The sequence below is a fragment of the Pseudomonas sp. D(2018) genome, assembly GCF_005502555.1.
GTDB classification, from domain to species: Bacteria; Pseudomonadota; Gammaproteobacteria; order Pseudomonadales; family Pseudomonadaceae; genus Metapseudomonas; species Metapseudomonas resinovorans.
The window spans coordinates 53,131-78,949 of record NZ_SCOK01000009.1 but is presented as its reverse complement, the minus strand read 5'-3'; the positions used below and the strand labels follow the sequence as shown (position 1 = coordinate 78,949).

Here is a 25,819-nt window from a genome sequence, read left to right as displayed (position 1 = left end):
ACGCCGCGGGTCCTACCCATAACGAGGTGGCCATGACCACCCCCGGTGAGGCTCCAACCCGTCCATGCTGAGTTTTATCCCTTCCCCGCTGCTCGGCGCCCTGGCGGCGTTGATGCTGACCCTCAACACCTTGTTCTGGTGCATTCCGCTGTTCGCCGTCACCTTGCTCAAGCTGCTTTTGCCCTTCCATGCGGCCAAGCGCGTGCTGAACTGGGCTGCCAGCTTCGTCGCCGAGGGCTGGATCAGTTGCAACAAACTGTGGATGCGCCTGGTGCGCGACACCCGCTGGGACGTGGACGGCCTGGCCGGGCTGGACTACCAGCACAGCTACCTGGTCACCAGCAATCACCAGAGCTGGGTGGACATCCTGGTCCTGCAGCACCTGTTCAACCGCCGTATCCGCCTGCTGCGCTTCTTCCTCAAACAGGAGCTGATCTGGGTCCCGGTAATCGGTCTGTGCTGGTGGGCGCTGGATTTCCCCTTCATGAAGCGCTACTCCAAGGCCTACCTGGCCAAGCACCCGGAGAAGAAGGGCAAGGACCTCGAAACCACCCGCCGCACCTGCGACAAGTTCCGCGACAATCCGGTGGGTATCTTCAACTTCCTCGAGGGCACCCGCTTCACTCGCGCCAAGCACGACGAGCAGGACTCGCCCTTCCAGTACCTGCTCAAACCCAAGGCCGGAGGCATCGCCTTCGTGCTGGATGCCATGGGCGAGCAACTGCATTCGCTGGTCAACGTCACCATCCACTACCCGGATGGCAACCCGAACTTCTGGACCCTGCTCGCCGGCCGCCTGCGCCAGGTGGTGGTGCGCATCGAAAAAATGGAAATTCCCGGCGAGTTCATCGGCAAGAACTACGACCAGGACGAGCAGTACCGCCTGGCCTTCCAGCAATGGGTGAACCGCCTGTGGGAGGCCAAGGACGCCCAGTTGGTTCGGCTGCACCAGCAGTTCCCGCCAGCCTGAGCCTCAACCGGGTGGACGACCCTTCGTCGGTCCTCCCGCCCGGATACGAAGAGCCCGCCGATTGGCGGGCTCTTGTTCTTCATGGCGTCTGTAACACCTCATCCACCTGGAGCAAGGGCGCCAGGTTGGTGTAGTTGGGGATATCGGCGCTGATCTCGTCGCCGTTCAGTTCCAGCGTGCTGCGCAATTCCTCCATCGACAGTACCCATAGGTTGGCCATGCAGATGAACGGCGCCACGGCGCCATCCGCTGCGGCCAAGCCCTTGCGCACTTCGACCTTCACCAGGTTTTCGCCGATCAGGCGGGTCAGGAGCGGGATGTGTTCCTCGCAGTAGTAGGTGAAATCGAACTTGGCGCCCGGTGCGTTGGGGTACGCCACAACAAAGCAGTACATGGAGCCTCCTTATTGCAATAGGCCGGCGGCGTGATCCCGGATGCCCCCGACAACTCAAGTGTAGGCCCGCGCGTTCGGGTGTGCGTGATGCCACTCTCTCCGCCACCCCCTCTTCATGGAGAGGGAGTGAGGCTTTCGGAGGCCTCGCGCAGCGCGCTCCAATCCACTACCCGCGGAAAGGCCTCGGCCTTGGCGACGGGAAGCCCCGGCGCCACCAGGAAACCCTGCATGAAGGTACAGCCGTGCTCCAGCAACCAATCACGCTGGGCCAGGGTTTCCACCCCCTCGGCGATCACCTCCAGGCCCAGGTGGCGGCTGAGATCGATGATGGTGCTGACCACGGCGGCGTCGCGCCGCGACTCCAGCATGTTGGAGATGAACAGGCGATCGATCTTCAAGGTGTCCAGTTCGAAATGGCGCAAGTAGGCCAGGGACGAATAGCCGGTGCCGAAGTCGTCGATGGCGATGCGCACGCCCAGGGCGCGCAGTTGCCGGAGCTGCTCGCGGGTCAGCTCCAGGTCCTGCATCAGTGCGCTTTCGGTCACCTCGACCTCCAGCTGCTCAGGCCGCAGGCTGAATTCGCCGAGCACCCGCCGCAGGTCGTCCACCAGCTGCGGCATGCCGAACTGCACAGGGCTGACGTTGAGACTGATCACCAGGTCCTCGCCGAAACTCGGGAGCCACGCGCTGCACTGACTGGCCCCCTCCCGCAGCACCCAGTCTCCCAGGCGGTTGATCAGGCGGGTCTCTTCCAGCAACGGGATGAACACATTGGGCGCCACAGTGCCTGCGACCCGGTGTTCCCAGCGCAGCAAGGCTTCGAAGCCGCGCAGGCGGCCGGTCTCCAGGTGGACCTGCGGCTGGTAGACCAGGTGGAAATCGTTCTGCTCGATGGCGTTGCGCAGGCTTTCCTCCAGCATCAGCCGGGAGCGGGCGCGGCCGTTCATCTCCGGCGAGTAGAAGCGGTATTGCTGGCGACCGGCGCGCTTGGCCTCGTACATGGCGATGTCGGCCGCGCGCAGCAGGCCATCCACGCTCTGCCCGCACTCGGGGAAGCAGGCGATGCCAACGCTGGCGCCAAGGGTGATGTCGATGCCCTCGATGCGGTGGCGCACGGACACCAGCTCGATCAGTTTCTCCGCCACCCGCGCAGCGTCTTCGGGATGATCGAGGGTATCCAGCAGCGCCGTGAACTCGTCCCCCCCCATGCGCGCCAGGATGTCGTAGGGGCGCAGGCAATTCTTCAGCTGTTCGGCCACTCGCCGCAGCACGCGGTCACCGGCCTCGTGGCCGAGCGAGTCGTTGATCAGCTTGAAGCCATCCAGGTCCAGGTAGAGCACCGCCATGCGCTTGCCGTTGCGCTCGATGCGCGCCAGGGATGCCTCGAGCGCCTGGTGGAAGCCACGCCGGTTGAGCAGGCCGGTCAAGGCATCGGTGATGGCCTGGGACTCCAGTTGCGCATGCAGCTGGCGCACCACCGACATATCCAGGGCGATGACCACCATGGAGCGCTGCAGGCGTGGCAGGGGCGATGACGACAACGCCACCGGCAGGCGCTCGCCCCCCATGGTCTTGAGGCTCGCATCGTGCAGGCGATAGGTCTCGTTGCGCTTCCAGTGGCGGTAGAAATCCGACAGCTTCCATTCGGCGGCCATCTCAGGATGCCCGATCAGGCTCAGCAGCGGCTGGCCCTCCAGATCGTCCACCGCGCCCTGGAGCATATGCGCCATGGCCGGGTTGGCGAAGCTGATGATGCCGTCTTCGCCCACCACCAGGATGCCTTCCGCTGCGTTTTCCAGCACCGAGGCATTGAAGGCACGGGCACTGTCCAGTTGCTGGCTGAGTTGCAACAGGTCGCGCCGGTTGCGCTCGTGGGCCAACAGGGACTGGATCTTGTGGCGCAGCACCTGGGGGTCGAAGGGTTTGAGGATGAAGTCCACGGCCCCGGACGAATAACCGCGCAGCACGGCGTCCTGGGTGTGGGCGATGGCGGAGATGAAGATGATCGGCGTATAGCGGGTCAGCGGGCTGCTGCGCATCAGCCGGGCCACCTCGAATCCATCCATGCGCGGCATCTGCACATCCAGCAGCACCAGGCCGACCTCTTCCTCCAGCAGGCATTTCAACGCGGCCTCGCCGGAATCCACGGTACGCACCTGCCATTCGCCGTCGTCCAACAGCGCTTCCATGGCTGCAAGGTTCTCCTGGCGGTCATCCACCACCAGCAGGATGTTGGCCGCTGAGGCCTCCTTAAGCTGCAGGTGCGCCATGGCGACCTCCTGGTTGTTCCAGCCAGCGGTAGAGCATGTCCAGCAGTTCCTGGCGACTGATCGGCTTGGCCAGGTAGTCGTCGGCGCCGGCGGTGATGCATTTCTCCCGATCGCCCTTCATCGCGTGGGCGGTCAGGGCGATGATCGGGATGCCACAGCCGTGTTCCTGCTTGAGCACGCGGGTGGCGGTGTAGCCGTCCATATTGGGCATGGCCATGTCCATCAGGATGAGGTCGAAGGGTTCGCGCTGGAAGCAGGTGATGGCTTCCAGCCCGTCGCGGGCGGCGGTGACCTTCATGCCGGTTTCGTCGAGCAGGGCACTGAGGGCGTAGACATTCCGCACGTCGTCGTCCACCAGCAGCACACGGCTGCCTTCCAGCGGGTCCACCACCGAGCTGGCCTGGGGTTGGCGCAGGCCAGCCAGAAAGCCTTGAACCGCCGAGCTGAGGTTGTCGAGGTCCTCGCCGGCCTTGCGCACGACCACCGCGGAGTAGCGTCGCAGGCGCTGCAGGTTCTGCTGGTTGACGTCGACCCCGGTGTTTATGACGACCCGGGAGCCCTCCAGGGGGCGTTCACGGTCGAGACTGTCGAGCAGCTCGAAGCCATCCTGGTCAGGCAGATCGAGATCGATCACCAGGGCGGAGAAATCGCTCTGCGCATAGGCTTTGCGGGCACCCTCACCGTTGGCGCTGGTCACCACATCGAAACCCAGTTGCTCCAGGTGCTCGCGATAGTGCTCGCGTTCCACCTCGACATCCTCCACCAGCAGCAACTTGCGCTCCTCCAGCGGACGGCCGCCCTCCAGGCCCTGGAACACCTGCTCCAGGTCCTCTCGGGCAATGGGTTTGACCAGGTAGCGGGTGGCGTCCTCGTTCCAGTCCTGGGGCTGGGGGACACAGGAAATGATGTTCACCGGGGTAGTACGGTGGTTCGCATGACTGCGCAGGCGTCGGTAGATCTGCCAGCCGCTGATATCCGGCAGCAGGATGTCGAGGATGACCGCGGCGAAGCGCTCGTTCTGCAAGAGCGCGATGGCTTGCTTGCCGTTGCGGCAATGGACACTGGAGAACCCATGGGCCTGGGCTTCCTCGGCCATCACCGAGGCGAAATTGACGTCGTCCTCGACAATCAGTACCGACGGGCCCTGGCCGCCGCGCACTGGCTGCATGGGCCCTTCATCGTCCTTCGGCTGGCTGGCGGCCACTGCCACCGGCAACCGAACGGTGAAGCGCGAACCCCGTCCCGGTACGCTTTCCAGCGAGATATCGCCATCCAGGGCAAGCACCAGCTGACGGGTGATGGCCAGGCCCAGCCCGGTGCCCCCGAAGCGCCGGCTGGTCGAGCCATCGATCTGCTGGAAGGCCTGAAAGATACGCTCGTGCTGGTCCTCGGGAACGCCAATACCCGTGTCGCGGACGACGAAGCGCAACACCTCGCGCTCGTCGATGGCCGCGGCCGGGTCGAGCTCGACCGACAGCTCTACATCGCCACGCTCGGTGAACTTGAGGGCATTGGACAGCAGATTGCGCAGGATCTGGTGCAAGCGCACCCGGTCGCTGTGGATAACCCGCGGCACGCCGGCCTGGACGTGGGTAGAGAGGCGCAATCCCTTGATCTCGGCCATGGGCCGCAAGCTGCCGTCGAGCTCGGCGAGCATGTCCTGGACGTTGAGCGGTTCCAGCTTGAGCTGCATGCGCCCGGCTTCGACCTTGGCCAGGTCGAGCACATCGTTGATCAGCTGCAGCAGGTCGCTGCCGGCGCGGTGGACGATGTCGGCGTGACGGGTCTGTTTCTCGGTGAGGTTGCCGACCATGTTCTGACGCAACTGATCGCTGAGGATCAGGATGCTGTTCAGCGGCGTGCGCAGCTCATGGGACATGTTGGCGAGGAATTCGGACTTGTAACGATTGGCCAGCATCAACTGCTCGGCCTGGTCACGCAGGCGCTGTTCCGCCGCCCTGCGTTCGCTGATGTCGATGATCACCGCCTGAACCAGCAGTTCGCGGCCAGCGCGAATGGGCGACAGGCCCACCTCCAGGGGAATCTGGTGACCGTCACGATGCTGTCCGAACAACTCGCGGTTGCTGCCCATGCGCCGTTGCTCGGGCTTGCGCTGGAAGCCTTCGCGCAATGCCACATGAGCCTCACGCAGCGCCTCGGGAAGGAGCATCTCCACCGGCGAACCGAGCATTTCCTGGCGACCATGGCCAAACAGTTGCTCGGTCTGGCGGTTGACCATGGCGATCCGCCCCTGGGTATCCACCAGGACGATGGCGTTGGGCGACGCCTCGACCACCAGGCGGAAGCGCTCCTCGGCGCTCTTGCGCGCCTGCAGGTCCACCAGGTTGATCAGGTAGCGCTGGTTCGCGCCGTGGTTCAGGCTGCTCAGGGTCAGCGCCACCGGGATTCGCTCCCCCCCATCCTGTTGCGCTTCGACCTCGGTCAGCTGGGTGGGGGACTGGTCACCGTCGCTCGACTCCAGGGCCGCCATACTCGGCAGGTAGCGCTGCAATCGCTGCCCCAGCAGAAACTCGGTGTCACAGGCCAACAGATCGCCCGCACTGGCATTGGCCATCTCGATTCGACCTTGGGCATCACAGATAAGCGTGGCCACGGGCAGGTGCTGCAGCAACAGGCGGAAACGTTCCTCACGCTCGGCCAGCGCGGTGGCAGATGACAGGCTGAGCTGCAATTGCCGCTCACGCAGATAGAGGTAGCCGCCCGCCAACAGCGAGAGCAGCAGCGCAGCCGCCAGGCCCGTCCAGAGGCTGAAGGCGATGCGGTCGTTGCCCAGCATGGCCTCATACTTGGCCGTGCTGCTTATGCCCAACACCCAGGTGCGGCCGAAGAGCTTGAGCTCCTCGACCCGATGGAAGCGCGGCGGGTGGCTTCCGTCGGGCTCCTCCAGCATAGGCGTGCCAGGACTGCCCGCATCCTTGATGTCGATGCTGAAGAGGCTGCTCTGGGTGCCCAGGATTCCGTCCATCAGGTCGTTCATGCGAAAGGCGCCGCAAACCATGCCGACCAATGCCGCGCGACGCTCCTCGACGGTGACGCTGGGCGCGTCTGGGCGATACACCGGCATGAAGAGCAGCAGGCCGCTTTGCACGTGCTGGTCGGTCTCCTGCCGGAGCGTGACCGGCCCGGTGAGGATCGCCTCGCCGGTATCCCGGGCAAGATCGACCGCCTCCCGGCGCACCGCCTCGCTAAGCATGTCAAAGCCCAGGGTGCGCCGGTTGCGCCAGTCCATGGGGCTGCTGTATTGCACCACCAGGTACTCGTCCCGCGGCTCCGAGGGAAACACACGGAACTCACGGCGCCCCTGGTCCCAGATCTCGCCGACGAAGGCGTTCAGCTCCGGGTGCTTCAGATAACGCGCCCATGCCAGCGCCTGGATGCCCGGATAGCGATCCTGCAACTGCAACTGGTCCGTGGCCCGCCCCCACTCCTCGGCCGACACGGCAGCGCTGCCCACCATCAAACCAGACATGCCGCGCAGGACCATCTCGTAGGCGCGCATCCGGATGCCGACGCGCTGGGCAATTTCTTCCGCCTCGATCTTGAAGCGCTGCTCGTACTCGCTACGGTTGCGCGCTTCCAGGGCCAACCATTGCCAGAGCACCAGCCCCCCGAGAACCAGCATCAGGGTCAGGGTTACCAGCACTGGCAGCAGGTATTTGCGGGATAGGGGGGATTGACGATCGTCCATGCAGTCTCCTGTCCATTCCATGGCCGTCGCCGCGTCTCTGGGTACGCGGGCGAACGATTCAGGCGGGGCCCTGTGGAACCCTGCATCGCAGTCTAGACAGGAAAGTGGGAGCGGGCGTTGAGCCAGTAATTGCACGACGAGCGGCAGAAACGACGAGGCCCGCAACAGCGGGCCTCGTGGCGGTGGAGCGGTATCAGTATTGCTGCGGAGCCTGGGCGCCGGGGATGGGGGTCAGCTTGATCTCCACGCGGCGGTTCTGCGAACGGCCCGCCTCGTTGGCGTTGCTGGCGACCGGCAGGTCCGGGCCCATGCCACGGGAAGTCACGCGGGTGCCATTGACGCCCTGAGCCGTCAGGTAATTGGCTACGCTCTGGGCGCGCAGTTGCGACAGGTTCATGTTGTATTGGTGGCTGCCGGTGCTGTCGGTGTGGCCCACCACTTCGATGTTGTTCTGGTCGTACTGCTTGAACGAAGTCGCCAAGCTGTTCAGCGGGGAATAGAAGTTGCTGGCGATGTCCGCCGAGTTGGTGGCGAAGGTGATGTTGCCGGGCATGATCAGGTTGATGTTGTCGCCCTGGCGCTGTACCTGCACGCCGGTGCCTTCCATGCTCCGACGCAGCTCTGCTTCCTGCTTGTCGACGTAATAGCCGTAGCCTGCGCTGGCGGCGCCAGCCACGGCAGCGCCGATCAGCGCACCCTTGCCACGGTTGTCATGGTTGATCGCAGCACCCGCTACGGCACCGGCCAGGGCACCCAGGGCACCGTACTTGGCAGTCTTGCTCATGCCGCCCTCGGCGGGAGCCTGGACCTCACCCTGTTGGTTGTAAGGATTCTGAGCACAACCCGCCAGCATGGCGAAAGCGGTAGCGGCGATGATCAGACGACACGGGGTGAACATGGACTTTTACTCCTGAGAATTCTCAAAGCCGATATGGCTGCGGGCCATTAGAGCATCGAGGTTTATAGAAATTCCGTGGCTCAAGCTCGTACGAACGGATTTTCCCGCATCTCGTCACCGAGACGGGTGTCGGGGCCGTGGCCGGTGACCACGGTGGCCTCCTCGTCCAGGCTGTAGAGGCGCTGCTTGATGGACCGCTCGATGGTGTTGTAGTCGCCGCCCCAGAGGTCAGTCCGGCCGATGCCACGGCGGAACAGGGTATCCCCGGCGATCAGCAGCTTGGCCTCGGGGAACCAGAAACTCATGGAGCCGGGTGTATGCCCCGGGGTGTGCAGCGCCACACCGCAACCGCAGGCCAGTTCCTCGTCATCGGCCAGCCACTGGTCGGGCGCCGGCACCGGCTTGTAGGGCACACCGAACATGCGGCACTGCATTTCCAGGTTGTCCCAGAGGAACTGGTCTTCCTTGTGCAGATGCAGGGTGGCACCGGTCGCCTTCTTCAACTCTCCGGAGGCGAGAAAGTGATCGAGATGAGCATGGGTGTGGATGATGCTGACCAGCTTCAGGCCATGGGCTTCCAGGCGCGCCAGGATCAACTCAGGGTTGCCGCCCGGGTCCACGACTATGGCCTTCTTGCTGACCGGGTCGCCGATCAGCGTGCAGTTGCACTGCAACGGGCCGACCGGGAAGGTTTCGCGTATTAGTGCAGGTTTTGCGGCTTCCATGGGCGCCCCTGTTCGATAAAGAACGGAATTCTGTCACACCGAAATCGGAAATGGCGACCTTCCTGACCGCGTGCGCCCCCGCCGTGGCCGTCAATCTGCGGCGGCCACCGGACGGCCTGACAGCCCGGTGCCTCAACTAGAGTGAAAGTATCGCCACTCGAACCCGGGAGTTCAGCCTGATGCGCCTGACACGGTTGCTTGCAGCGCTGGTACTCCTGGCGGTTCAGGGTCTGGCGCCCCTGGCCGGCGAAACCCTCGCGAGCATCCACAATCGTGGTCAGTTGCGCTGCGGTGTCAGTGAAGGCATCGCCGGATTTTCCGCGCGTGACGCCACGGGCCGCTGGGTCGGACTGGAGGCCGACTTCTGTCGGGCAGTGGCAGCGGCAGTACTGGGCAATGGAGAACAGGTCGAATTCGTGCCGCTCAAGGCCTCTACCCGCTTCCCGGCCCTGCAGGCAAGGCGCATCGACCTGCTGGCACGGAACACGACCTGGACACTGACCCGTGAGGCGCTGCTGCAGGTGACATTTCCCGCCGTGCTTTTCTATGACGGCCAGGCGTTCATGGTCCCCAGGGCTTCGGGCATCGAGCACCTGGCCGAGCTACGCGAAGGCGAAGTGTGCGTCGAGAAGGACACGACCCACCAGCAGAACCTGGCCGACTTGATACGCGACCAGGACCTGAAGCTGCGCCCACAGGAAATCGACTCCGCGAGCGGCGCGGCGCAGGCCCTGTTCGCCGGCAAGTGCCGCGCCCTCACTTCGGATTCCGCCCAATTGGCCGCCGTGCGTCTGCTGGCTCCCGGCAAGCCGGACGATTTCGTGATTCTGCCCGAGCGCATCTCCAGGGAGCCGATTGGCCCGGTAGTTGCCCAGGGCGATGAGCAGTGGGCCTCGGTGGTGCGCTGGGTACTCCACGCCCTGGTTCTCGCCGAGGCGTACGACTTGACGCAGGCCAATGTCGAAGCCCGCGTCCGCAAAATGCGGGGACCGCAGGGACGTCTGCTGCGTGGCGAGGACCTGCGTCTGGCGAAAGCGCTGGACGTGCAGCCGGACTGGGCGATGCGTGCCGTGCGCGCAGTCGGCAATTACGCAGAGCTTTACGAGCGACACCTCGGCAGTCGAAGCCAGCTGGCGATCGAACGCGGCCCGAACCGCCTCTGGCGCGACGGCGGGCTCTTGTATGCGCCGCCAATAGACTGAGCCGGGAAAGCCGAATGAGCGACCTGCAGATTTACCTGACCCTGAGCATTTTCGCCCTGGTGGTCCTGGCGATTGCCTTCGACCTGATCGACATGGCGGTCGCCGCGCTGCTCGGCGTCGGCATGCTGCTGGCCCTTGGCATTCTCGGCAGCAGCAGTCTGATCGCCGCGATGCGCACGGCCGGCGGGCCCTTGTCGCTGTTATTCGGCGGCATGGTGGTCGCACGCGTACTGGCCCGCACCGGGCTATTTGAACGTCTCGGCGTGATGTTCCTGCGCGCGACCGGCGGCAGCGGCAAGCGCTTCCTGCTGCTGCTGATCCTCATGGTGGCGCCAGTCTGCGCGCTGCTGCCCAACGCCACGACGGTGATTCTGCTCGCCCCCGTGATCGTGCGCGTGGCTCGGGCCTTGAAGGTGGACATCGTCGCGCCGCTGGTGCTCACGGCAATCGTCAGCAACTCGGCCGGCATGTTAACCCTGGTCGGCGACCCGGCGACCTTCCTGGTGGGCAGCTCGATCGGCATGAGCTTCGTCCAATATCTGCAGAAGGTCAGCCTGGCTGGTCTGCTCGCCGTCCTGGTGATCATCCCGCTGCTGCCCTGGCTGATGCCGCAGATCTGGCGCGCACAGGTAGACCTGCCGGAACCCGAGCCGTTGCCGCCCATCGATAAACCGTGGTTCGTGGTCATGACCCTGGCCGTGTTGGCGTTGATGATCGCGCTGTTCCTGTTCGGCGAACTGCTGCCCCGCCCCATCGTACCGCCGGCAGTAGCCATCATCGCCGCGAGCCTGGCCCTGCTGGTGATCTTTTCCTCGCACGTGGAGCCGGTGGACGAACTTCTGCGCGCCATCGACTGGAAGACCCTGCTGTTCCTTGGCGCAATCTTCTGCCTGGTGGAGGCATTCACCGCAACGGGGCTGCTGCAGGGGCTCTCAATCAAGCTGGAAGAGTGGTTCGGTACGAACCTCCTGGTGGTCGCCCTGAGCCTCATGGTCGGGATCGGCTTGCTGTCCAGCCTGCTGGCCAACATCCCCGTGGTTGCCGCCTCGCTGATCATGACCAAAGGCTATCTGGTGGCCGCGGAAATCGTGCCGGAGATCGCCCTGGCTGCTATGTTCAGCGACTGGCCTGGTTCGACCATCCCGGTATTCATCGCGATGATGTTCGGCGCCACACTGGGCGGCAACGCGACGCTGATCGGTGCCTCGGCCAACATAGTGGCGGTGGGCATCTGTGCCAGCGAGGGGGAGCGCGTGAGCTTTGCCCGCTTCAGCCGCTACGGCGTGCCTATCACGCTGGCGCAGTTCCTCGTTTCCGGCCTCTATGTGTGGCTGATGTTCCACCCGATCATCTGAACCCGGTGCGCGCCATGGCGCCGCCATCCTCCATGGAGACAGACCGGCCAGGCAACCGGGTCTCATGGCCCTGCGCGATAGTCACTCGGCAGCTTGCCCGTCCACTTGCGGAAGGCACGGCGGAAGTTGGAGGGGTCACTGAAGCCCAACAGGTTGGCGATTTCGAACAACGGCAGATGGGTGGTGCCCAGGTACTGCAAGGCCAGGCTCTTGCGCACCTCGTCCAACACCTGTTGATAACTCGTGCCCATTGCCGAAAGGTGACGGCGCAGGCTGCGCCCACTGGTGTGCAGGGCGCGGGCGGCGCCGTCGAGGTCGGGGAAATCACCGGGGCGCGCCATCAGCAGGCGGCGCACGCGAGTCAGCAGCGCGTCCTGCACGTCCAGGGTGGCCAGCAGGGCTTCGCATTGCTGCTGGCACATCTGCACCGTGGCCGGATTGGCCAGGGCCATGGATCGTTCCAGGTAACTCTTGGGCAGGCTCAGCCAGTGGCAGGGTTGCTCGAAATGCGCCGAGACGCCGAACACCTCCGCGTAGCGCGCCGCGTAAGCCGGTGCCGAATGGGCGAAGCCCACCTGCTGGCCACGCAGTTCCTCACCCACCAGAAAGCGCGCGATGCTGAAGACACTGGCTAGCAGTCCCTCACCGGCGAATCGCCCCAAGGGTCCCATCGGGAAGGATTCGATGGCACGCAGTTGCAGGCAGTCGCCCTGCTCCACCAGTTCCAGCTCGTAGGCGAGCCCCAATACCCGGTAATACTTCAGCGCAAACTGCAGAGCACGGCCCAGGTTCGCGCTGGAGAGCACCGCATAACCGAGAATCCCGTGAGTGGAGACGTTCAACCGCTGGCCCAGAATCAGCCCCAGGGCCGGTTCGCGACACAGGTGCAAGGCCGCGCCGGCAAGCTGGTTGAAATCGAGGAAGGACAACCGGCCATTCGGGTTGCCGAGCAGCTCCGGCCGCACCCTGGCGCTGGCGAACAAAGTCTCGCGGGCCACACCCAATTCCTCGGCCAGGCCGAGCAAGGCTTCGGCATAGGCGACGGGGACCAATTCGGCGGAGAAAGTCAGCGGTTGCTTCATATTGGCATCGTGTTCTGGTTGTGGCCGGATATGACCCGAAGGTTGGCAGAAGATAACCTTGTCCGACAAAACCCGGCAAGCCGATAGTGGGACCATGGTCCAAACAGACTCAAGGAGCCCCCATGGCCAGCACCACACCCGAAGGATTGGTTATCCGTCCGCGCCACATGGATTTCGATTTGCCCAGCCCGCTGCCCCGCCACTGGCACAGCGGCGATGCCTTCAAGAGCCACCTGTTCGACGCGATGTCGGTGCTCTTCCCCGACGGCGAACGTTTCTTCATCGACTCGGTGCGCCAGTTCCGCGACCAGATCGACGACCCGGTACTGAAGGAGCAGATCCGCGGCTTCATCGGCCAGGAAGGCCATCACAGCCGTGAGCACCTGGAATACAGCAACCGCCTGCGCGAGCTGGGCTATGACATCGGCACCATCGAACGCCGTGCCCAGGCGCGCATCCGCTACACCCAGAAGAAGTTCTCCGCCCGCCGCCAGTTGGCCGCTACGGCCGCCCTGGAACACATCACCGCGATCATGGCCGACGGTCTGTTGAAGAACCCCGATTACATGGCCGGCGCCCACCCGACCATGGCACGCCTGTGGCGCTGGCATGCGCTGGAAGAAACCGAGCACAAGGCAGTGGCCTTCGACGTGTACAACCAGGTCTGCGGCAGCCACCGCCTGCTGCGCCGGGCGATGGTGATGGGCACCTTCTTCTTCGTGCTCGACACCACTCGCGGTCTGGCCCACATGCTCAAGCGCGACGGCCTCTTGTGGAACTGGCGTGTCTGGCGCGACGGTCTGAGCTGGATGTGGGGCCGCAACGGCATCTTCCGGCCGCTGGTGCGCACCTACCTGGACTTCTTCAAGAAGGGTTTTCACCCGTGGCAGCACGACAATCTGGATCTGCTGTACAGGACGCGGGAAGAGTTCGATGTGCCGCAGGCGAGCGCGGCTTGAGGTTTTCGTGATTGAAGAGAACGGACCTTCGGGGCCGTTTTCTTTTGTACTCGGAGTGGTGGCTGCCTCCCTCACCCCAGCCCTCTCCCAAAGGGAGAGGGGGTTGTCCATACAGGATCGGAGCCTGCGCCGATCTCAGCCCAGCAAGAACCGCATCGCGTCCGCCGCACTCTGCTGCGGAATCTCCTCCATCGGGATATGCCCTACCCCCGGATAGGTCTTCACCTGGATGCCCGGCAGATCGCGCTGCCAGAGCGGTACGTGCTTTGGCGATATCCAGCGATCCTTCTCGCCCCACATCAGCAGGGTCGGTGCCTTGATTTGCGCGACTCGCTGGCCGCTGTGCTCCAGCTCCGTGCCGTTGACCTTCAGCAGCACGCGGAAGATGTCCATCATCGCCCGACGATTGCCCGGGCGGCGCGACAGGTCGTAGTAGCGGTCCACCACGCCGGGTTTGATCCGGCCCGGTTCGCCGTAGACCTCCTTGATGCCCTGGGCGATCAGCGCCCTCGGCATCCACAGCGGCATGGCCAGGGTGGCGCCGGGCAGTGCTGCGGAGGCGATCATCCAGGGCACCTTGCGCATCGGGTAGCCGGCCGGATCGATCAGCACGAGTTTCTCGACCCGCTGCGGCTGGGTCAGAGCGAAGTTCCAGGCGATGTAGCCGCCTAGGGAGTTACCGGCGATGGAGGCCTTGGCCACCCCCAGGAAGTCCAGCAGCAGGCCGAGGATGCCGATCATGCGCTCAGCGGAATAGTCGCCATTGCGCTTGGGCCCGGTGAGGCCGAAACCCGGTACGTCGAAGCGGATGATGCGATAGTGCGGGGCAAAGGCCTCCACCCAGCCATCCCAGGTGTGCAGGGACGCCACCACGCCGTGGATCATGACCAAGGCCGGTTTGTCGCGGCTGCCCTCATCACGGTAGTGGACGTTGAAGCCATCCAGCTCGATGAAGCGCGAACCGCTGTCGGCGCTGGCGTAGCGCGCCTTCAGGCGGTCGAGCGGCAGTGAGCCGAAGCCCAGGCGGGCGAAGCCGGCGGCAAGCGGCGGCGACAGCGGCAAGCTGGATGCGGACATGCGGGGCACCTCGTGATTGTTGTTATCGAGGGCCTATCACAGCATGCGTCCGCGCCAACCGCGCCCAACCTAGGATGTGTCTGCTCGCTAGGCAGCGCGCGGCCGCAGTGCAGCGATCAACAGGTCCCCCAGCACCGTCTTGGCCCGCTCGATCTCAATCGCGGTCGCAGCGCCGGTCAGCAGCTCGAGAGACGCCGCTTCCATGGCCCAGATCAGCGCCCGATAGGTCAGCGGATCGCGTTCGTCACCTTCACCGTGCAGGCGCTCGGCGAGCAAGCGCCCCATTTCTTCATGGGCACGCTGGCGATGACTGGCGAGCGGGGAGTCGGCGCGCAGGGCTTCTTCCTGCATCAGGCGGATGATGGGGCCCACGGCCAGGTGGTAGTCGAAGAAACGCGCCACCATGCCACGTAGCCAGGCCTCGGCGCTGCCGGCGTCGTCCTGCATCTCGCGAAAGCGCGCCAGCAGCAGGACCACCGCCGTGCGGTAGATGCTTTCCAGCACATCCATCTTGTTGGCGAAGTACTTGTAGAAGGTCCGGCGAGAAACCCGCGCGGCATCCAGCAGGTCATTCACCGTGGTCTCGGCGATGCCCTTGCGGGCAAAGACCGGAATGGCCGCCAGCTGGATATTGGCGCGCAGCAGGTGGCCTACGAGCAGCCCTTCACCCTCGCCCTGCTGGCGCACAGCGTTGAAGCCCCCCAGGTCCTCGAACACTGCGCGTACGGCACCCTGCTCGCTTGTTTCCATCAGCCTGCTTCCCCAACCAAGGCGCGGGTGACGACACAGCGCGGCCTCGTTACTCTTGGCCGGCCCTCCCCCGCAGGATTGTCCTGACTGATGACGCTAACACGCCCCCTGCTCTGGCCGCTGGCCATCCTTTTGCTGGTTCTCGCCCTGCGCGCACCGGCCGCCGAGCTTTTCTACCTGGGGCAGAAGATCCCGGACATCCAGCGCCCCTGGGCCAGCGCCGAGTACCATCAGTTGATCCTGGCGCTGCAGACGATCGACACCACTCAGGTGAACGCACTGCCCCGGCGCAGCGGCGAGTTCACCGGGCCCATCTACACGCGCATGGTCAGCGAGGAAAACTTCAAGCCGCAGTTGAACATCTACGCACCGCTGGAGTTGCGGCAGAACGAGGCGCGCGAGGTGCTCTTCCAGCTCAAGGAACTGATGCGCCTGTATTTCGACTTCAAGGCCGCGCAGCAGCCTTACGGCGCCGAAGCACTGGGCCTGATGACCTATTCCCTGCGCCAGCAGGCCATCCTCTTCACCCTTACGGTGGAGTTCTGGATGACGCTTTCAGAGAAGGAGCAGAGCAGCCCGATTCGCCTGCAGGGGCTGCAAGAAACCAAGGCGGCGGCCGCCATGCTGACGTCCAGCGCGCTGGACTATCTGGGCCTGACGCGCCAGTTCAACCGCGAGGACCTGGTGCTTTACAGCGCCGAACTGGGCAAACAGTTGCCGGAACTCTTCGTGCACTTGCCGGCGGAGGTGCGCGGTCAACTGCTGGCGCGCGTCGCCGATCTGGCCGAGAAACACCCATACAGTGAGGTACGCGGCAACATGGCCGATCTGCTGCCCGTACTGGTCAGCATTCAGCAGGATGTGGACACCCAATTGTCCAGGCCCGTGGCGCCCAAGCCAGCCAAACCGGCGCTTGATCTTTCGGCACCGCCCGCTGCCTCAGCGCAGTAAACCGAGAGACTTGGCCCGCGCCACTGCTTGGGTACGTCGCTCCACACCCAGCTTGCTGTTGATGTGGCGGGCGTGGCTTTTCACCGTGTGCAGCGAAATGAAGAGGCGCTCGCTGATTTCCTGGTTCGAGCAGCCCTGGGCAATCAGTTGCAGCACCGCCAACTCCCGTGAACTTAACGCCTCGGCGGTTCCGACATCCACCGGCAACACGGCCTCGACACCCGGCAGCAGGTCGAGCAAGTCGCGTACGTCGTCCGGTGAACGGGTAGCCAGCTGTTCACGCAGCCACTGCGGGTGCTGCTCGAGGAGCTCCCGATAGGGCAGCAGTGCACCGCCCGGCAAGGACTCCAGCGCGCGATCCAGCAGGGCGATGGCCTCCCGCTCACGACTTGAGCGCAGCAGGCTCGCCAGCTGCAGTCGAGCGGCCAGCGCTACATGCATCACGCCCTGGCGTTCGGTCTTTTCCAGCAGACCGCGCAGAAGCGCTTCGGCGTCTGCCGTGCGGCCCTGGGCGCGGGCCAACGCGGCTGTTTGCTGCTCGATGCAAAGCGGCAGCAGCGGATGGAACTCGGGGGCGGCGGCAGCCCCCTCGCCGGCATAGGTTTCCGCCAGACGCGGCAACCAGGCTTCAGCCAGTTCCAACTGTCCCTGGGCCAACCACAGCTCGCATTTGGACAGGGTGATCATGGCCAGGTAGTAGACCGGCGGCACGTCCCAGATGTGCATCAACCGTTCAGCTTCGGCGAGTTGGGCGAAAGCGGCGGCGAAGCGGCCCTCGCGGCCTTCCAGCGCGGCCAGGGCACAGTGCCCGATCAACAGGCTGATGTCGCGGCAGGCACGGGCTTCGGCAATACCCGCCTGCAGGCTGACGCGCGCCGCCTGGTTCTGCATGCGCATGCAGAGCAGGAAACCCTGATAAAGCATCAGCCGCGCGCGCGCCACGCAGGCCCTGGGCACCTCCACGCCACGCAGGCGTTCCAGGCCGCTCTGCACTTCGGCCTGGGCGCGCAGCGTTTCGCCGCGCACCTGTAGCACTCGCGCGCGGTCGTAATGAACCAGCGCCTCGAATAGCGGATTGGCCCCTCGCTGGGCCAATTCCAGGGCTTCTCGATTGAGGCCACGGGCGCGCCAGAGATCGCCGCGCACCAGGGCGATATTGCCCAGCAAGGACAGGCACAAGTGGCGCTGGCCGTAGTTCTCGGCCAGCAACGCGCTCAGGGCTTCGGTGCAGAAATGTTCGGCACGTTCGATGTCGCCGCGGCCACGGGCGATCAGGCCGCTGATGGCCTGCCACTGCACCAGCAGGCTGCGCTGTTGCACGGCGTCTGGTGCCGGGAGGAAGCGCGCAAGGTTGCTCGCCAGCTCTTCCGCTGCGTCCAGTTGGCAGGCCAGGCCCAGGGCCAGGCTGTAGAGCACGATCAGGCGAGGCGTGCTGGACAGCAGGCTGTCGGGGAGGTCCATCTTCCAGCGCAGCAGCATGGCGATGTTCTGGTTGGCCAGCAGCTGTTCTTCAGACAGGTTCTGCACCAGCGAGGCCGCCACATCGGGCTGGCCGGCACGCAAGGCCTGCTCCACCGCCTCATCCAGCAAGCCGCGCGCGCTGAACCAGCGACAGGCGCGCAAGTGCATGCCGGACGGCGCCAGGCTCGTGGTGCCGCGGCTGCGCAGCAGGTCGGAGAACAGGTGGTGATAGCGGAACCACTGGCCTTGTTCGTCTAGGGGAACCAGGAACACCTGGTGGGCCTGCAGGTAACGGAGGATGGCGGCGCTGTCGTGGCTTTCGCGCACGGCATCGCAGAGTTCGGCGCAGAAACGCTCGAAGCGGGCGGTTTCAAAGAGGAAGGCCTGGACTTCGGGCGGCTGGCGCTCGATGACTTCCTCCAGCAGGTATTCACGGATCAGGCTTTCGTCACCATGGGTGGTCCGCTCCACCTCAGTGCTGGCAGGGGCTTCCTGGCCTGCAAGCAGCCACAGGCGCAGGCCGGCGACCCAGCCTTCGCTACGTTGGAGCAAACCGTCCAGGTCGTCGCCTTCGAGCTTCGCACCCTGGCTGCTCAACAGCGCCAGGCACTCGTCTTCAGTCAGGCGCAGGTCTTGCTCGTTCAGCTCCAGCAGGTGCCTCGACAGGCGCAGCCGGGCCAGGTGCCAATCCGGGCGCTGGCGACTGGTGACCAGCAGCACCCAACCGTCGGGCAGGTGGTTGAGGAGGAATTGCAGGCAGCGGTCGAGCACCGCGTTCTGTGCCAGGTGATAGTCGTCCAGCACCAGCAACAGCGGCTGGTTGGCATCCAGGTGTTCGGCCACTTCGTCGAGCAGGCCATCCAGCCACTGCTCGAAGGCGAAGGGCTGGTGGCGCTGGCGCATTTTCAGATGGCCCATGGCTTCATCACCCAGCCCCGGGTAGAACTGGCGAAGGCCGTCCAGCAGACGTTCGAGGAAGCGCCCCGGATCGCTGTCACGCCGGCTCAGGCTGAGCCAGAGGCTTCGCCAGCCGGGCGGCAGGCTTTCGCAGAACTCGATGGCCAGGGAGCTTTTGCCGAAGCCAGCCGGCGCGCTGAGCATCAGCAGGCGGCCGTCGAGGCCAGCGGCAAGGCGCTCGCACAGGCGCGGACGCGGGACATGGCCGGCAGGGCGCGGCGGGCGAAAGAAGCGCGCATCTGCCACGGGAGCAGCGGTCGGTGTCATGGATCGCGAACTGGTCAGGACGGTCATCACCCAGCTTCTAGGAATGTTGTGCGTACAGGGGCGCGAACCTGAACGAGCCTAGCGGTTCAGGGGACCCAATAGAAGCCCCGGCGGGAAGGAAGTACAGACAAGAAAAAGCCGGCCCGGAGGCCGGCTTCGCTACAAGGTGTTGCAGGGGATCAGCGAACGCCCGCCTGACGCAGGGCCGCCGGGGTGTAGTCGCTTTCGCCAGCGGTGTAGCTGAAGTCGTAGGACTGTTTCTCCTCGTTCTTCATACCCAGCGCCAGGTAACGGCCGGACAGCAGGTCGTAGAGGCTTTCCAGCGTGTACCACGGTACCTGATGGTTGTAGTAATACTGGGAATGGGCCTCAGCCACGCGCCACAGGGTGCCACGGCCGTCGTAGTGGTCGATGGCAGCGGCTTGCCAGGTGTCTTCGTCGATGTAGAAGTCACGCTTGGCGTAGATGTGGCGCTCGCCCTGCTTCAGGGTCGCTACCACGTGCCATACGCGGTGCAGCTCGTAACGGGTCAGGTCCTGGTTGATGTGGCCGGCCTTGACGATGTCGCTGTACTTCAGCTTCGGATCATCCAGCTTGTAGCTGTTGTAGGGGATGTAGATCTCCTTCTTGCCTTCCAGCTTCCAGTCGTAACGGTCCGGCGCACCGTTGTACATGTCGAAGTTGTCGGAAGTACGCAGGCCGTCGGCAGCGGTGCCCGGACCATCGTAGGACACCTGCGGCGCACGGCGTACGCGGCGCTGGCCAGCGTTATAGAGCCAGGCCAGGCGCGGCTCCTTCACCTGGTTGAGGGTTTCGTGCACCAGCAGCACGTTACCGGCCAGGCGGGACGGCGCAGTCACACGCTGCTTGAAGTAGAACAGCACGTTGCTCGGCTTGCTCGCATCGTAGTCCTTCAGCTTGTCGCGGAAGGTGAACTCGTCCTGGAAGTACACCAGGCTGTAGGAGCCGTTCGGCTGCGGGGTCGCCTGGGTCACCAGACGGCGCACGCTACCGCCACGATAACGGGTGATGTGGTTCCAGATCGCCTCCAGGCCATCCTTCGGAATCGGGAAGGGGTTGGCGGTACGGAAGTTTTCCAGGCCGTTGCCGCCTTCGACCAGTTTGGTGTTGGTGGCGTTGTACTGGGTGGCCTCGAGCACGCTGGCCGGGACGGTGGCCGAACGATGGGTCTTGAACACCGGCATCTTGTAGGTGTCGGGGTAGCGCTTGAACATCGCCAGCTGGCCAGGGGTCAGCTTGTCCTTGTACTGGTCGACGTTCTGCGCAGTGATGGTGAACAGCGGCTGCTCACTGGCGAACGGGTCGGACAGGAAGCCCTTGGCATCAACGGTGCCGGCATTCTTCGGCAGGCCGCCGGTCCACTCGGGAATGGAACCGTCAGCATTGCCGGCCTTCTCGGCGCCCAGCGGGGTCAGGGTGGACCCCAGCTTGGCCGCTTCGTCGGCCGATACCGCAGCCATGACACCGGTGGCCAGCATGGACAGCGCCAGCACGCCAGTTTGCAGCAGACTCTTTGTTGTTTTCATTTTCATGGTTTTCCTCAAGATTCCAGTCCGCTTAGAAGTTCACGCCGAAGCTGAGGGCGACAAAATCGCGGTCCTCGACAGTGGTGTACTTGCCGTCGAAGAAGTTGGTGTACGACAGGCTGGAGGTATAGGTGTTCTGATATTCGGCATCCAGACCAAGGCTGACGGCCTTGCGGCCTTCCTCGAAGTTGGCGCCTGGGCCGGGCGAGTAACCGTCGACGTCATGGGACCAGGCGACGTTCGGCTTAAGGTTGATGCCGGCGAACACGTCGTTGTAATCCCACACGGCGCGGACACGGTAGCCCCAGGAGTCGGAGGTAGTGAAACCGTCGTTCTCGCAGTAGCGGCTGACGTTGTTCAGCGGACCGCCGCCACCAGTCAAGGTGCCTTGGTTCAGCGCTTCGCAGCGGCCGGCAGTCGGCAGCTCGCCCGGACCGTACACAGGATCGCGGCCATAACGGAGCTTGCTGGAGCTTTCCAGGCCACCGACATGAGTCCACGCGACCTCACCGACCAACGTCAGGCGTTCGGCGCCCATCACCTGATCGAAGAAATGGGTGAAGGTAGTCTGCAGCTGGGTGATTTCCTTACGGCGGTAACCGTGGGTGTCAGTGCCCGGGACCGCCTGGAGCGGCGACACGGTGGGATCTAGGGGTGTCAGGCCGCCGAAGAGGATGTCGGTGGTATTGAGCTGAACCGGTGCATTGGGACGGTAGCTGACTTCGCCGCTCCAGGCCGTACCGGTGGGAAGGGTTGTAGAGAAGCTCAAGCCATACAGCTTGATATCCTCTGGGTACTCCATGAAGTACTGGGAGTTGCCCGCAACCAATAGCGGCGCGAGGGCGGCAAATGCCGGCGGCAGGCTGGCGGCCAGGTCGAAGACGCTCTGGGCAGCCGCAGAGCCGCTGAAGATCGGCAGGCGGCTGTGATAGTTCATGTAATAGGCGCCGAATTCCGTATCCAGCTCCTCGGCGAAGTAGCGCAACGCCAGGCCATACTGGCCATCGTCGTCGGCATCGCGGTCAGGGCCACGACGTACCAGGATCCCCTCCTCGTCGACGTCCACGCCAAGTCCTGCTGCTATTTCCGGTACGCCCGGTGGCAGGCTCGAGCGGCTACGCAGCACTCGCAGATTGTCGTCGCAGCCATCAGCCACCACGTCCGGCTGGGAGAAGAAGGTGCCGCAGTTGTCGACCACCGTCTGGTCCCACTCCAGCTGGTAGAAGCCCTCGGCGGACAGGTTGTCGGTCAAGCTCTGGGACAGATAGAACATGTTGACCGGGATCAGGCCTTCCTTGACCTCGGCGCCAGGGCGGCGGAATGCGGCTACATCTACCGGGTTGATGACGTTGATGCCGTTCTGGATGAAGGTACTTTCACCCCAGCTCACCACCTGTTTGCCCAGGCGCACGGAGCCCGGCAGGTCGGCGATGTTGTAGTTGTGGTAGATGAAGGCATCGAGCAGCTCGGCGCCGGAAGACTTGGCGCCTTCCTTGCGGCCGTTGTCGTCGATGTCTTTGAACAGACGACTCTCGTCCTTCAGTTCGAAGTCGTACCAATACTTGCCACGGAGGAAGACACCGGTGTCGCCGTACTTGAGCTCGAGGTCGTGGATGCCCTTGAAAATCTTCGAGAAGGTCTCCCCACGCTTGAAGTTTAGACGGCCGTCATCGGAGGTCTGCGACAAGCCACGTCCCCCGTTGTTGACGCCGATCAGGTCCTCGTTCGGCTTGGCGGTGGACCAACTGGCCCCCACAGAAAGCGAAGAGTCGAACTGACCTTCGATTTCACCGATGTTGAACGTCACGCCGAATGCCGGTGCAGCGAGCGTGGAAGCGAGGCTGACGGCCAGTGGCAGCTTTGCCAGGCGCCAGAACGTTGTGGTTGTTGTCATCGACGCTACTCCATGTGTTTTTTGTTATTGATGGTTGCGGACTATAGCCAGCGGGTATTAGCGCTTGATCCCTCGAAAGTGTGATTTGGAACCCCCAGACACTCTGGCCCGCACCTTTCGACGGATTAGTCCGATCCTTCGGTAGGAAAGATAGCCAGTAATTTTCAGAACGCAGCAATTAACAAGCCAAGCGTTTGCTTGGTTGCCGGGCCGCACCCTAGAGGGCGCGGCCCGTGCTGCTTAGAGAGCGGAGAGGAAAGTGCTGCCGGCGGCCTGCCATTGAGCGATGTCGACACGAATGCGTTTCTTGTCCAGCTTGCCCACGCTGGTCTTGGGAATTTCAGTAACAAGCGCGATCTGGCTGGGAATAGCCCACTTATTGATGTGACCTTGCTCGACAAAGGGCTTGAGGTGTTCCTTCAGCGCCTTGGCATCCAGGGGCTGATTGTCACGAACCACCACCAGGGCAAAGGGACGTTCGCCCCACTGCGGATCGGGAACGCCCACCACGGCCACTTCGCGTACCGCCGGGTGACGACTGATCAAGTCTTCCAGTTCCAGTGAGGAGATCCACTCACCGCCGGTCTTGATCACATCCTTGATGCGGTCGCGGATCTCGATGAACCCCATCCCGTCCAGCGTGGCCACGTCCCCGGTATGCAGCCAGCCACGCTCCCAGAGCTCCTCGCTCTTCTCCGGCTCGTTGAAGTAGCCGTAGGTCAGCCAGGGCGCGCGCAGCACCAGCTCGCCCTGGGACTCGCCATCAATCGGCTGGAACTGCCCATCGGCGTCCATGATGGCCGCCTCGACCAGCGGCACCGGCACGCCGGCCTTGATGCGGTAGGTGGTGCGCTCATCCTCGCTGCCGGCCAGCAGCTCTTCGTTGAGGTGCGCCACCGAGATCAGCGGGCAGGTCTCGGACATGCCGTAGGCAGCGGTGAGCTGGATACCACGGGCCTTGGCCGCGTCGTACAGGGCGCGGTTCAGCGCACTGCCACCGATGATCATCTTCAGGCCGCCGAAGTCATATCCCTGGGCGGTCGGGGCATTCATCACCATCTGCAGGATGGTTGGCACGCAGTGGGAGAAGGTGACCTTCTCTTCGCGCATCAGGCGGCAAAGCATGTCCGGCTCGTAACGGCCGGGGTAGACCTGCTTCACCCCGAGCATGGTGGCTACATAGGGCACACCCCAGGCGTGAACGTGGAACATCGGGGTGATGGGCATGTAGACGTCATCGGTACCCATCAGTCGGATGCTGTCCAGCGCACCGATGGTGGCGGCCATGGACAGGGTGTGCAGCACCAGCTGGCGGTGGGTGAAGTAGACGCCCTTGGGATTACCGGTGGTGCCAGTGGTATAGAAGGTGGTGGCGACGGAGTCTTCGTCGAAGTCTGGGAAGTCATACGTCGGGCTGGCCGCCGCCAGCAGGGTCTCGTACTCGCCGACCAGGTTCGGCAGGTCGACGTTGTGATCCGTACCGTCGGTGAGCAGCAGGGTTTTCTCCACCGTGGTCAGTTGGCTGCCGATGGCCTGGTAGATCGGCAGGAACTCGCTGTTGACCAGCACGAAGCGGTCTTCAGCATGGTTCATGGTGTAGAGGATCTGGTCCGGCGAGAGGCGGATATTGATGGTGTGCAGCACGGCACCGATCATCGGGATAGCGAACATGCACTCCAGGTAGCGGTGGCTGTCCCAATCCATCACCGCGACGGTATCACCCGCCTTCACACCCGCTTCGGTGAGCACGTTGGCCAGACGCGCGACGCGCTCGTTGAAGGTGGCGTAGCTGTAGCGAATGCGGTCGCGGTAAACGATCTCGCGAGTCTTTTCGTATCGGCTGCCGGACATCAGCAGGCGCTTGATCAGCAGCGGATAGACGTAGGCGTTTTCGGCGGGCTTGATGACGCGGGTCTGGAGCATGAGACGCACCTGGTGAGGTTGGGGACTTTATTGTTGATCTCGACTTTAGGCCCCATCGGCGAGACGCAAATCAGTCAAAAGAGTGATTTGATGAGTGACTCTTTTTCGACTTTCGGTCACCAGATAGAATCCGGGGCTCCGGCCGGTCGCGGCCCGTTATCCACAGAGGTAGGTTCGAGATGTCCGATATCGTTATCGTCAGTGGCGCCCGTACACCCATGGGCGGTTTCCAGGGCAGCCTGTCCGGCGTTTCCGCCGTGGACCTTGGAGCGCTGGCCATACGCGAGGCCGTCAGCCGGGCCGGTATCCAGCCGGCCGACGTGCAGGAAGTGATCATGGGCAACGTGCTGCCCGCCGGCCTCAAGCAGGGCCCGGCCCGCCAGGCCGCCTTGAACGCCGGCCTGCCCGCCACCACCGGCTGCACCACCATCAACAAGCTCTGCGGCTCCGGCATGAAGGCCGTGATGCTGGCCCACGACCTGCTCAAGGCCGGCAGCAACTCGGTGATGGTGGCTGGCGGCATGGAAAGCATGTCCAACGCCCCCTACGTGCTGGAAAAGGCCCGCACCGGCCTGCGCATGGGTCATGGCGAAATCAAGGACCACATGTTCCTCGACGGCCTGGAAGACGCCCGCACCGGTCGCCTGATGGGCTCCTTCGCCCAGGAAACCGCCGACCGGTACAGCGTGACCCGTGAAGAGATGGACGCCTACGCCATTGAATCCCTGAAGCGCGCCCAGGCCGCCATCGCCGACGGTTCCCTGGCCGCCGAGATCGTCCCGGTGACCGTGACCACCCGTAAGGGTGAGGTGGTGGTCAAGGACGACGAGCAGCCGCTGACCGCCAACCTGGACAAGATTCCCGGCCTGAAGCCCGCCTTCAAGAAAGACGGCACCATCACCGCTGCCAACGCCAGCTCCATTTCCGACGGCGCCAGTGCCTTGGTCATGATGACCGCCGAAGAAGCGGCCCGCCGCGGTCTCAAGCCGCTAGCGAAGATCGTCGGCCACGCCACCCAGAGCCAGGACCCGAGCGAATTCACCCTGGCCCCCATCGGCGCCATGTCCAACCTGTTCAAGAAAACCGGCTGGAACAAAGACGATGTCGACCTGTTCGAGATCAACGAAGCCTTCGCCATGGTGACCATGCTGGCCATGCGCGAACACGGCCTGGACCACGCCAAGGTCAACGTCTACGGCGGCGCCTGCGCCCAGGGTCACCCGGTTGGCTCCACCGGTTCGCGCATCATCATCACCCTGATCAACGCCCTGCGTAACAAGGGCGGCAAGCGCGGCGTGGCTTCGCTGTGCATCGGTGGCGGTGAAGCGACTGCAGTGGCGATCGAACTGCTGTAAGGGCTACTGCGGGGAAGAGAAAGGCGCGACTTTGGTCGCGCCTTTTTTTGTGTGTTCCCGGCGCACTGATCCG

18 protein-coding genes are annotated in these 25,819 nt (G+C 64.0%); 6 read left to right on the top strand and 12 right to left on the bottom strand.

Annotation, left to right across the window (positions count from 1 at the left end):
- Positions 1 to 64: 64 nt before the first annotated feature.
- Positions 65 to 970, top strand: coding sequence for an acyltransferase (locus tag FFS60_RS08760; RefSeq protein WP_028629979.1), 906 nt, complete (start codon positions 65 to 67; stop codon positions 968 to 970).
- Between the two features lie 79 nt (positions 971 to 1,049).
- On the opposite strand, the gene FFS60_RS08755 is transcribed toward FFS60_RS08760, so the two are convergent.
- The 5 genes from FFS60_RS08755 to FFS60_RS08735 form a co-directional block, all read right to left on the bottom strand.
- On the bottom strand, positions 1,050 to 1,364 hold the full coding sequence (locus tag FFS60_RS08755) for an EthD family reductase (protein ID WP_028629978.1): 315 nt from the start codon (positions 1,362 to 1,364) through the stop codon (positions 1,050 to 1,052).
- Positions 1,365 to 1,477: 113 nt separating this feature from the next.
- On the bottom strand, positions 1,478 to 3,634 hold the full coding sequence (locus FFS60_RS08750) for a bifunctional diguanylate cyclase/phosphodiesterase (RefSeq protein ID WP_137821744.1): 2,157 nt from the start codon (positions 3,632 to 3,634) through the stop codon (positions 1,478 to 1,480).
- Positions 3,615 to 7,343 carry a response regulator gene (locus FFS60_RS08745; protein ID WP_137821743.1) on the bottom strand — a complete coding sequence of 1,243 codons (3,729 nt, stop codon included), beginning with the start codon at positions 7,341 to 7,343 and terminating at the stop codon, positions 3,615 to 3,617. The genes FFS60_RS08750 and FFS60_RS08745 overlap by 20 nt, the downstream gene beginning before the upstream one ends.
- A 193-nt stretch (positions 7,344 to 7,536) precedes the next feature.
- Complete coding sequence (locus FFS60_RS08740) at positions 7,537 to 8,241, bottom strand: OmpA family protein (RefSeq protein WP_137821742.1); 705 nt, start codon at positions 8,239 to 8,241, stop codon at positions 7,537 to 7,539.
- An 80-nt stretch (positions 8,242 to 8,321) separates the two neighbouring features.
- Positions 8,322 to 8,966, bottom strand: a complete 645-nt coding sequence (locus FFS60_RS08735) for an MBL fold metallo-hydrolase (protein WP_028629975.1) — start codon at positions 8,964 to 8,966, stop codon at positions 8,322 to 8,324.
- Positions 8,967 to 9,145: 179 nt separating this feature from the next.
- Here FFS60_RS08735 and FFS60_RS08730 point away from each other — a divergent pair, with 179 nt between their 5' ends.
- Both FFS60_RS08730 and FFS60_RS08725 read left to right on the top strand, forming a co-directional pair.
- Positions 9,146 to 10,168 (top strand): amino acid ABC transporter substrate-binding protein, encoded by a 1,023-nt coding sequence (locus FFS60_RS08730; protein ID WP_137821741.1) that lies wholly within the window; start codon positions 9,146 to 9,148, stop codon positions 10,166 to 10,168.
- A 14-nt stretch (positions 10,169 to 10,182) separates the two neighbouring features.
- On the top strand, positions 10,183 to 11,523 hold the full coding sequence (locus FFS60_RS08725) for an SLC13 family permease (RefSeq protein ID WP_137821740.1): 1,341 nt from the start codon (positions 10,183 to 10,185) through the stop codon (positions 11,521 to 11,523).
- 62 nt (positions 11,524 to 11,585) lie between these two features.
- Here FFS60_RS08725 and FFS60_RS08720 read toward each other — a convergent pair whose 3' ends face one another.
- Positions 11,586 to 12,605, bottom strand: a complete 1,020-nt coding sequence (locus FFS60_RS08720; protein WP_137821739.1) for an AraC family transcriptional regulator — start codon at positions 12,603 to 12,605, stop codon at positions 11,586 to 11,588.
- 122 nt (positions 12,606 to 12,727) lie between these two features.
- Between FFS60_RS08720 and FFS60_RS08715 the strand changes: the two genes are divergently transcribed.
- Positions 12,728 to 13,564, top strand: coding sequence for a metal-dependent hydrolase (locus FFS60_RS08715; protein ID WP_137821738.1), 837 nt, complete (start codon positions 12,728 to 12,730; stop codon positions 13,562 to 13,564).
- A 135-nt stretch (positions 13,565 to 13,699) separates the two neighbouring features.
- Here FFS60_RS08715 and FFS60_RS08710 read toward each other — a convergent pair whose 3' ends face one another.
- Together FFS60_RS08710 and FFS60_RS08705 are read right to left on the bottom strand one after the other, a co-directional pair.
- On the bottom strand, positions 13,700 to 14,641 hold the full coding sequence (locus FFS60_RS08710) for an alpha/beta fold hydrolase (protein WP_137821737.1): 942 nt from the start codon (positions 14,639 to 14,641) through the stop codon (positions 13,700 to 13,702).
- Between the two features lie 87 nt (positions 14,642 to 14,728).
- Positions 14,729 to 15,391: a TetR/AcrR family transcriptional regulator gene (locus tag FFS60_RS08705; RefSeq protein WP_028629967.1), complete on the bottom strand. Its 663-nt coding sequence runs from the start codon at positions 15,389 to 15,391 to the stop codon at positions 14,729 to 14,731.
- 87 nt (positions 15,392 to 15,478) lie between these two features.
- Between FFS60_RS08705 and FFS60_RS08700 the strand changes: the two genes are divergently transcribed.
- A complete protein-coding gene (locus FFS60_RS08700; protein ID WP_137821736.1) occupies positions 15,479 to 16,342 on the top strand; it encodes a hypothetical protein in 864 nt (287 codons plus the stop codon).
- Here the strand turns inward: FFS60_RS08700 and FFS60_RS08695 are convergent.
- The 4 genes from FFS60_RS08695 to FFS60_RS08680 form a co-directional block, all read right to left on the bottom strand.
- Positions 16,331 to 19,054: a LuxR C-terminal-related transcriptional regulator gene (locus FFS60_RS08695; RefSeq protein WP_137821735.1), complete on the bottom strand. Its 2,724-nt coding sequence runs from the start codon at positions 19,052 to 19,054 to the stop codon at positions 16,331 to 16,333. The genes FFS60_RS08700 and FFS60_RS08695 overlap by 12 nt on opposite strands.
- A 152-nt stretch (positions 19,055 to 19,206) precedes the next feature.
- Positions 19,207 to 20,574, bottom strand: coding sequence for a DUF1329 domain-containing protein (locus FFS60_RS08690; RefSeq protein ID WP_028629964.1), 1,368 nt, complete (start codon positions 20,572 to 20,574; stop codon positions 19,207 to 19,209).
- A gap of 31 nt (positions 20,575 to 20,605) precedes the next feature.
- The gene (locus tag FFS60_RS08685; RefSeq protein ID WP_137821734.1) at positions 20,606 to 22,468 is read right to left on the bottom strand and encodes a DUF1302 domain-containing protein; all 1,863 of its coding nucleotides are present in this window, start codon (positions 22,466 to 22,468) and stop codon (positions 20,606 to 20,608) included.
- A 240-nt stretch (positions 22,469 to 22,708) separates the two neighbouring features.
- Positions 22,709 to 24,391: a fatty acid--CoA ligase gene (locus tag FFS60_RS08680; RefSeq protein WP_137821733.1), complete on the bottom strand. Its 1,683-nt coding sequence runs from the start codon at positions 24,389 to 24,391 to the stop codon at positions 22,709 to 22,711.
- 179 nt (positions 24,392 to 24,570) lie between these two features.
- Between FFS60_RS08680 and FFS60_RS08675 the strand changes: the two genes are divergently transcribed.
- Positions 24,571 to 25,746 carry an acetyl-CoA C-acyltransferase gene (locus FFS60_RS08675; RefSeq protein ID WP_028629961.1) on the top strand — a complete coding sequence of 392 codons (1,176 nt, stop codon included), beginning with the start codon at positions 24,571 to 24,573 and terminating at the stop codon, positions 25,744 to 25,746.
- The last annotated feature ends 73 nt before the right edge of the window (positions 25,747 to 25,819 follow it).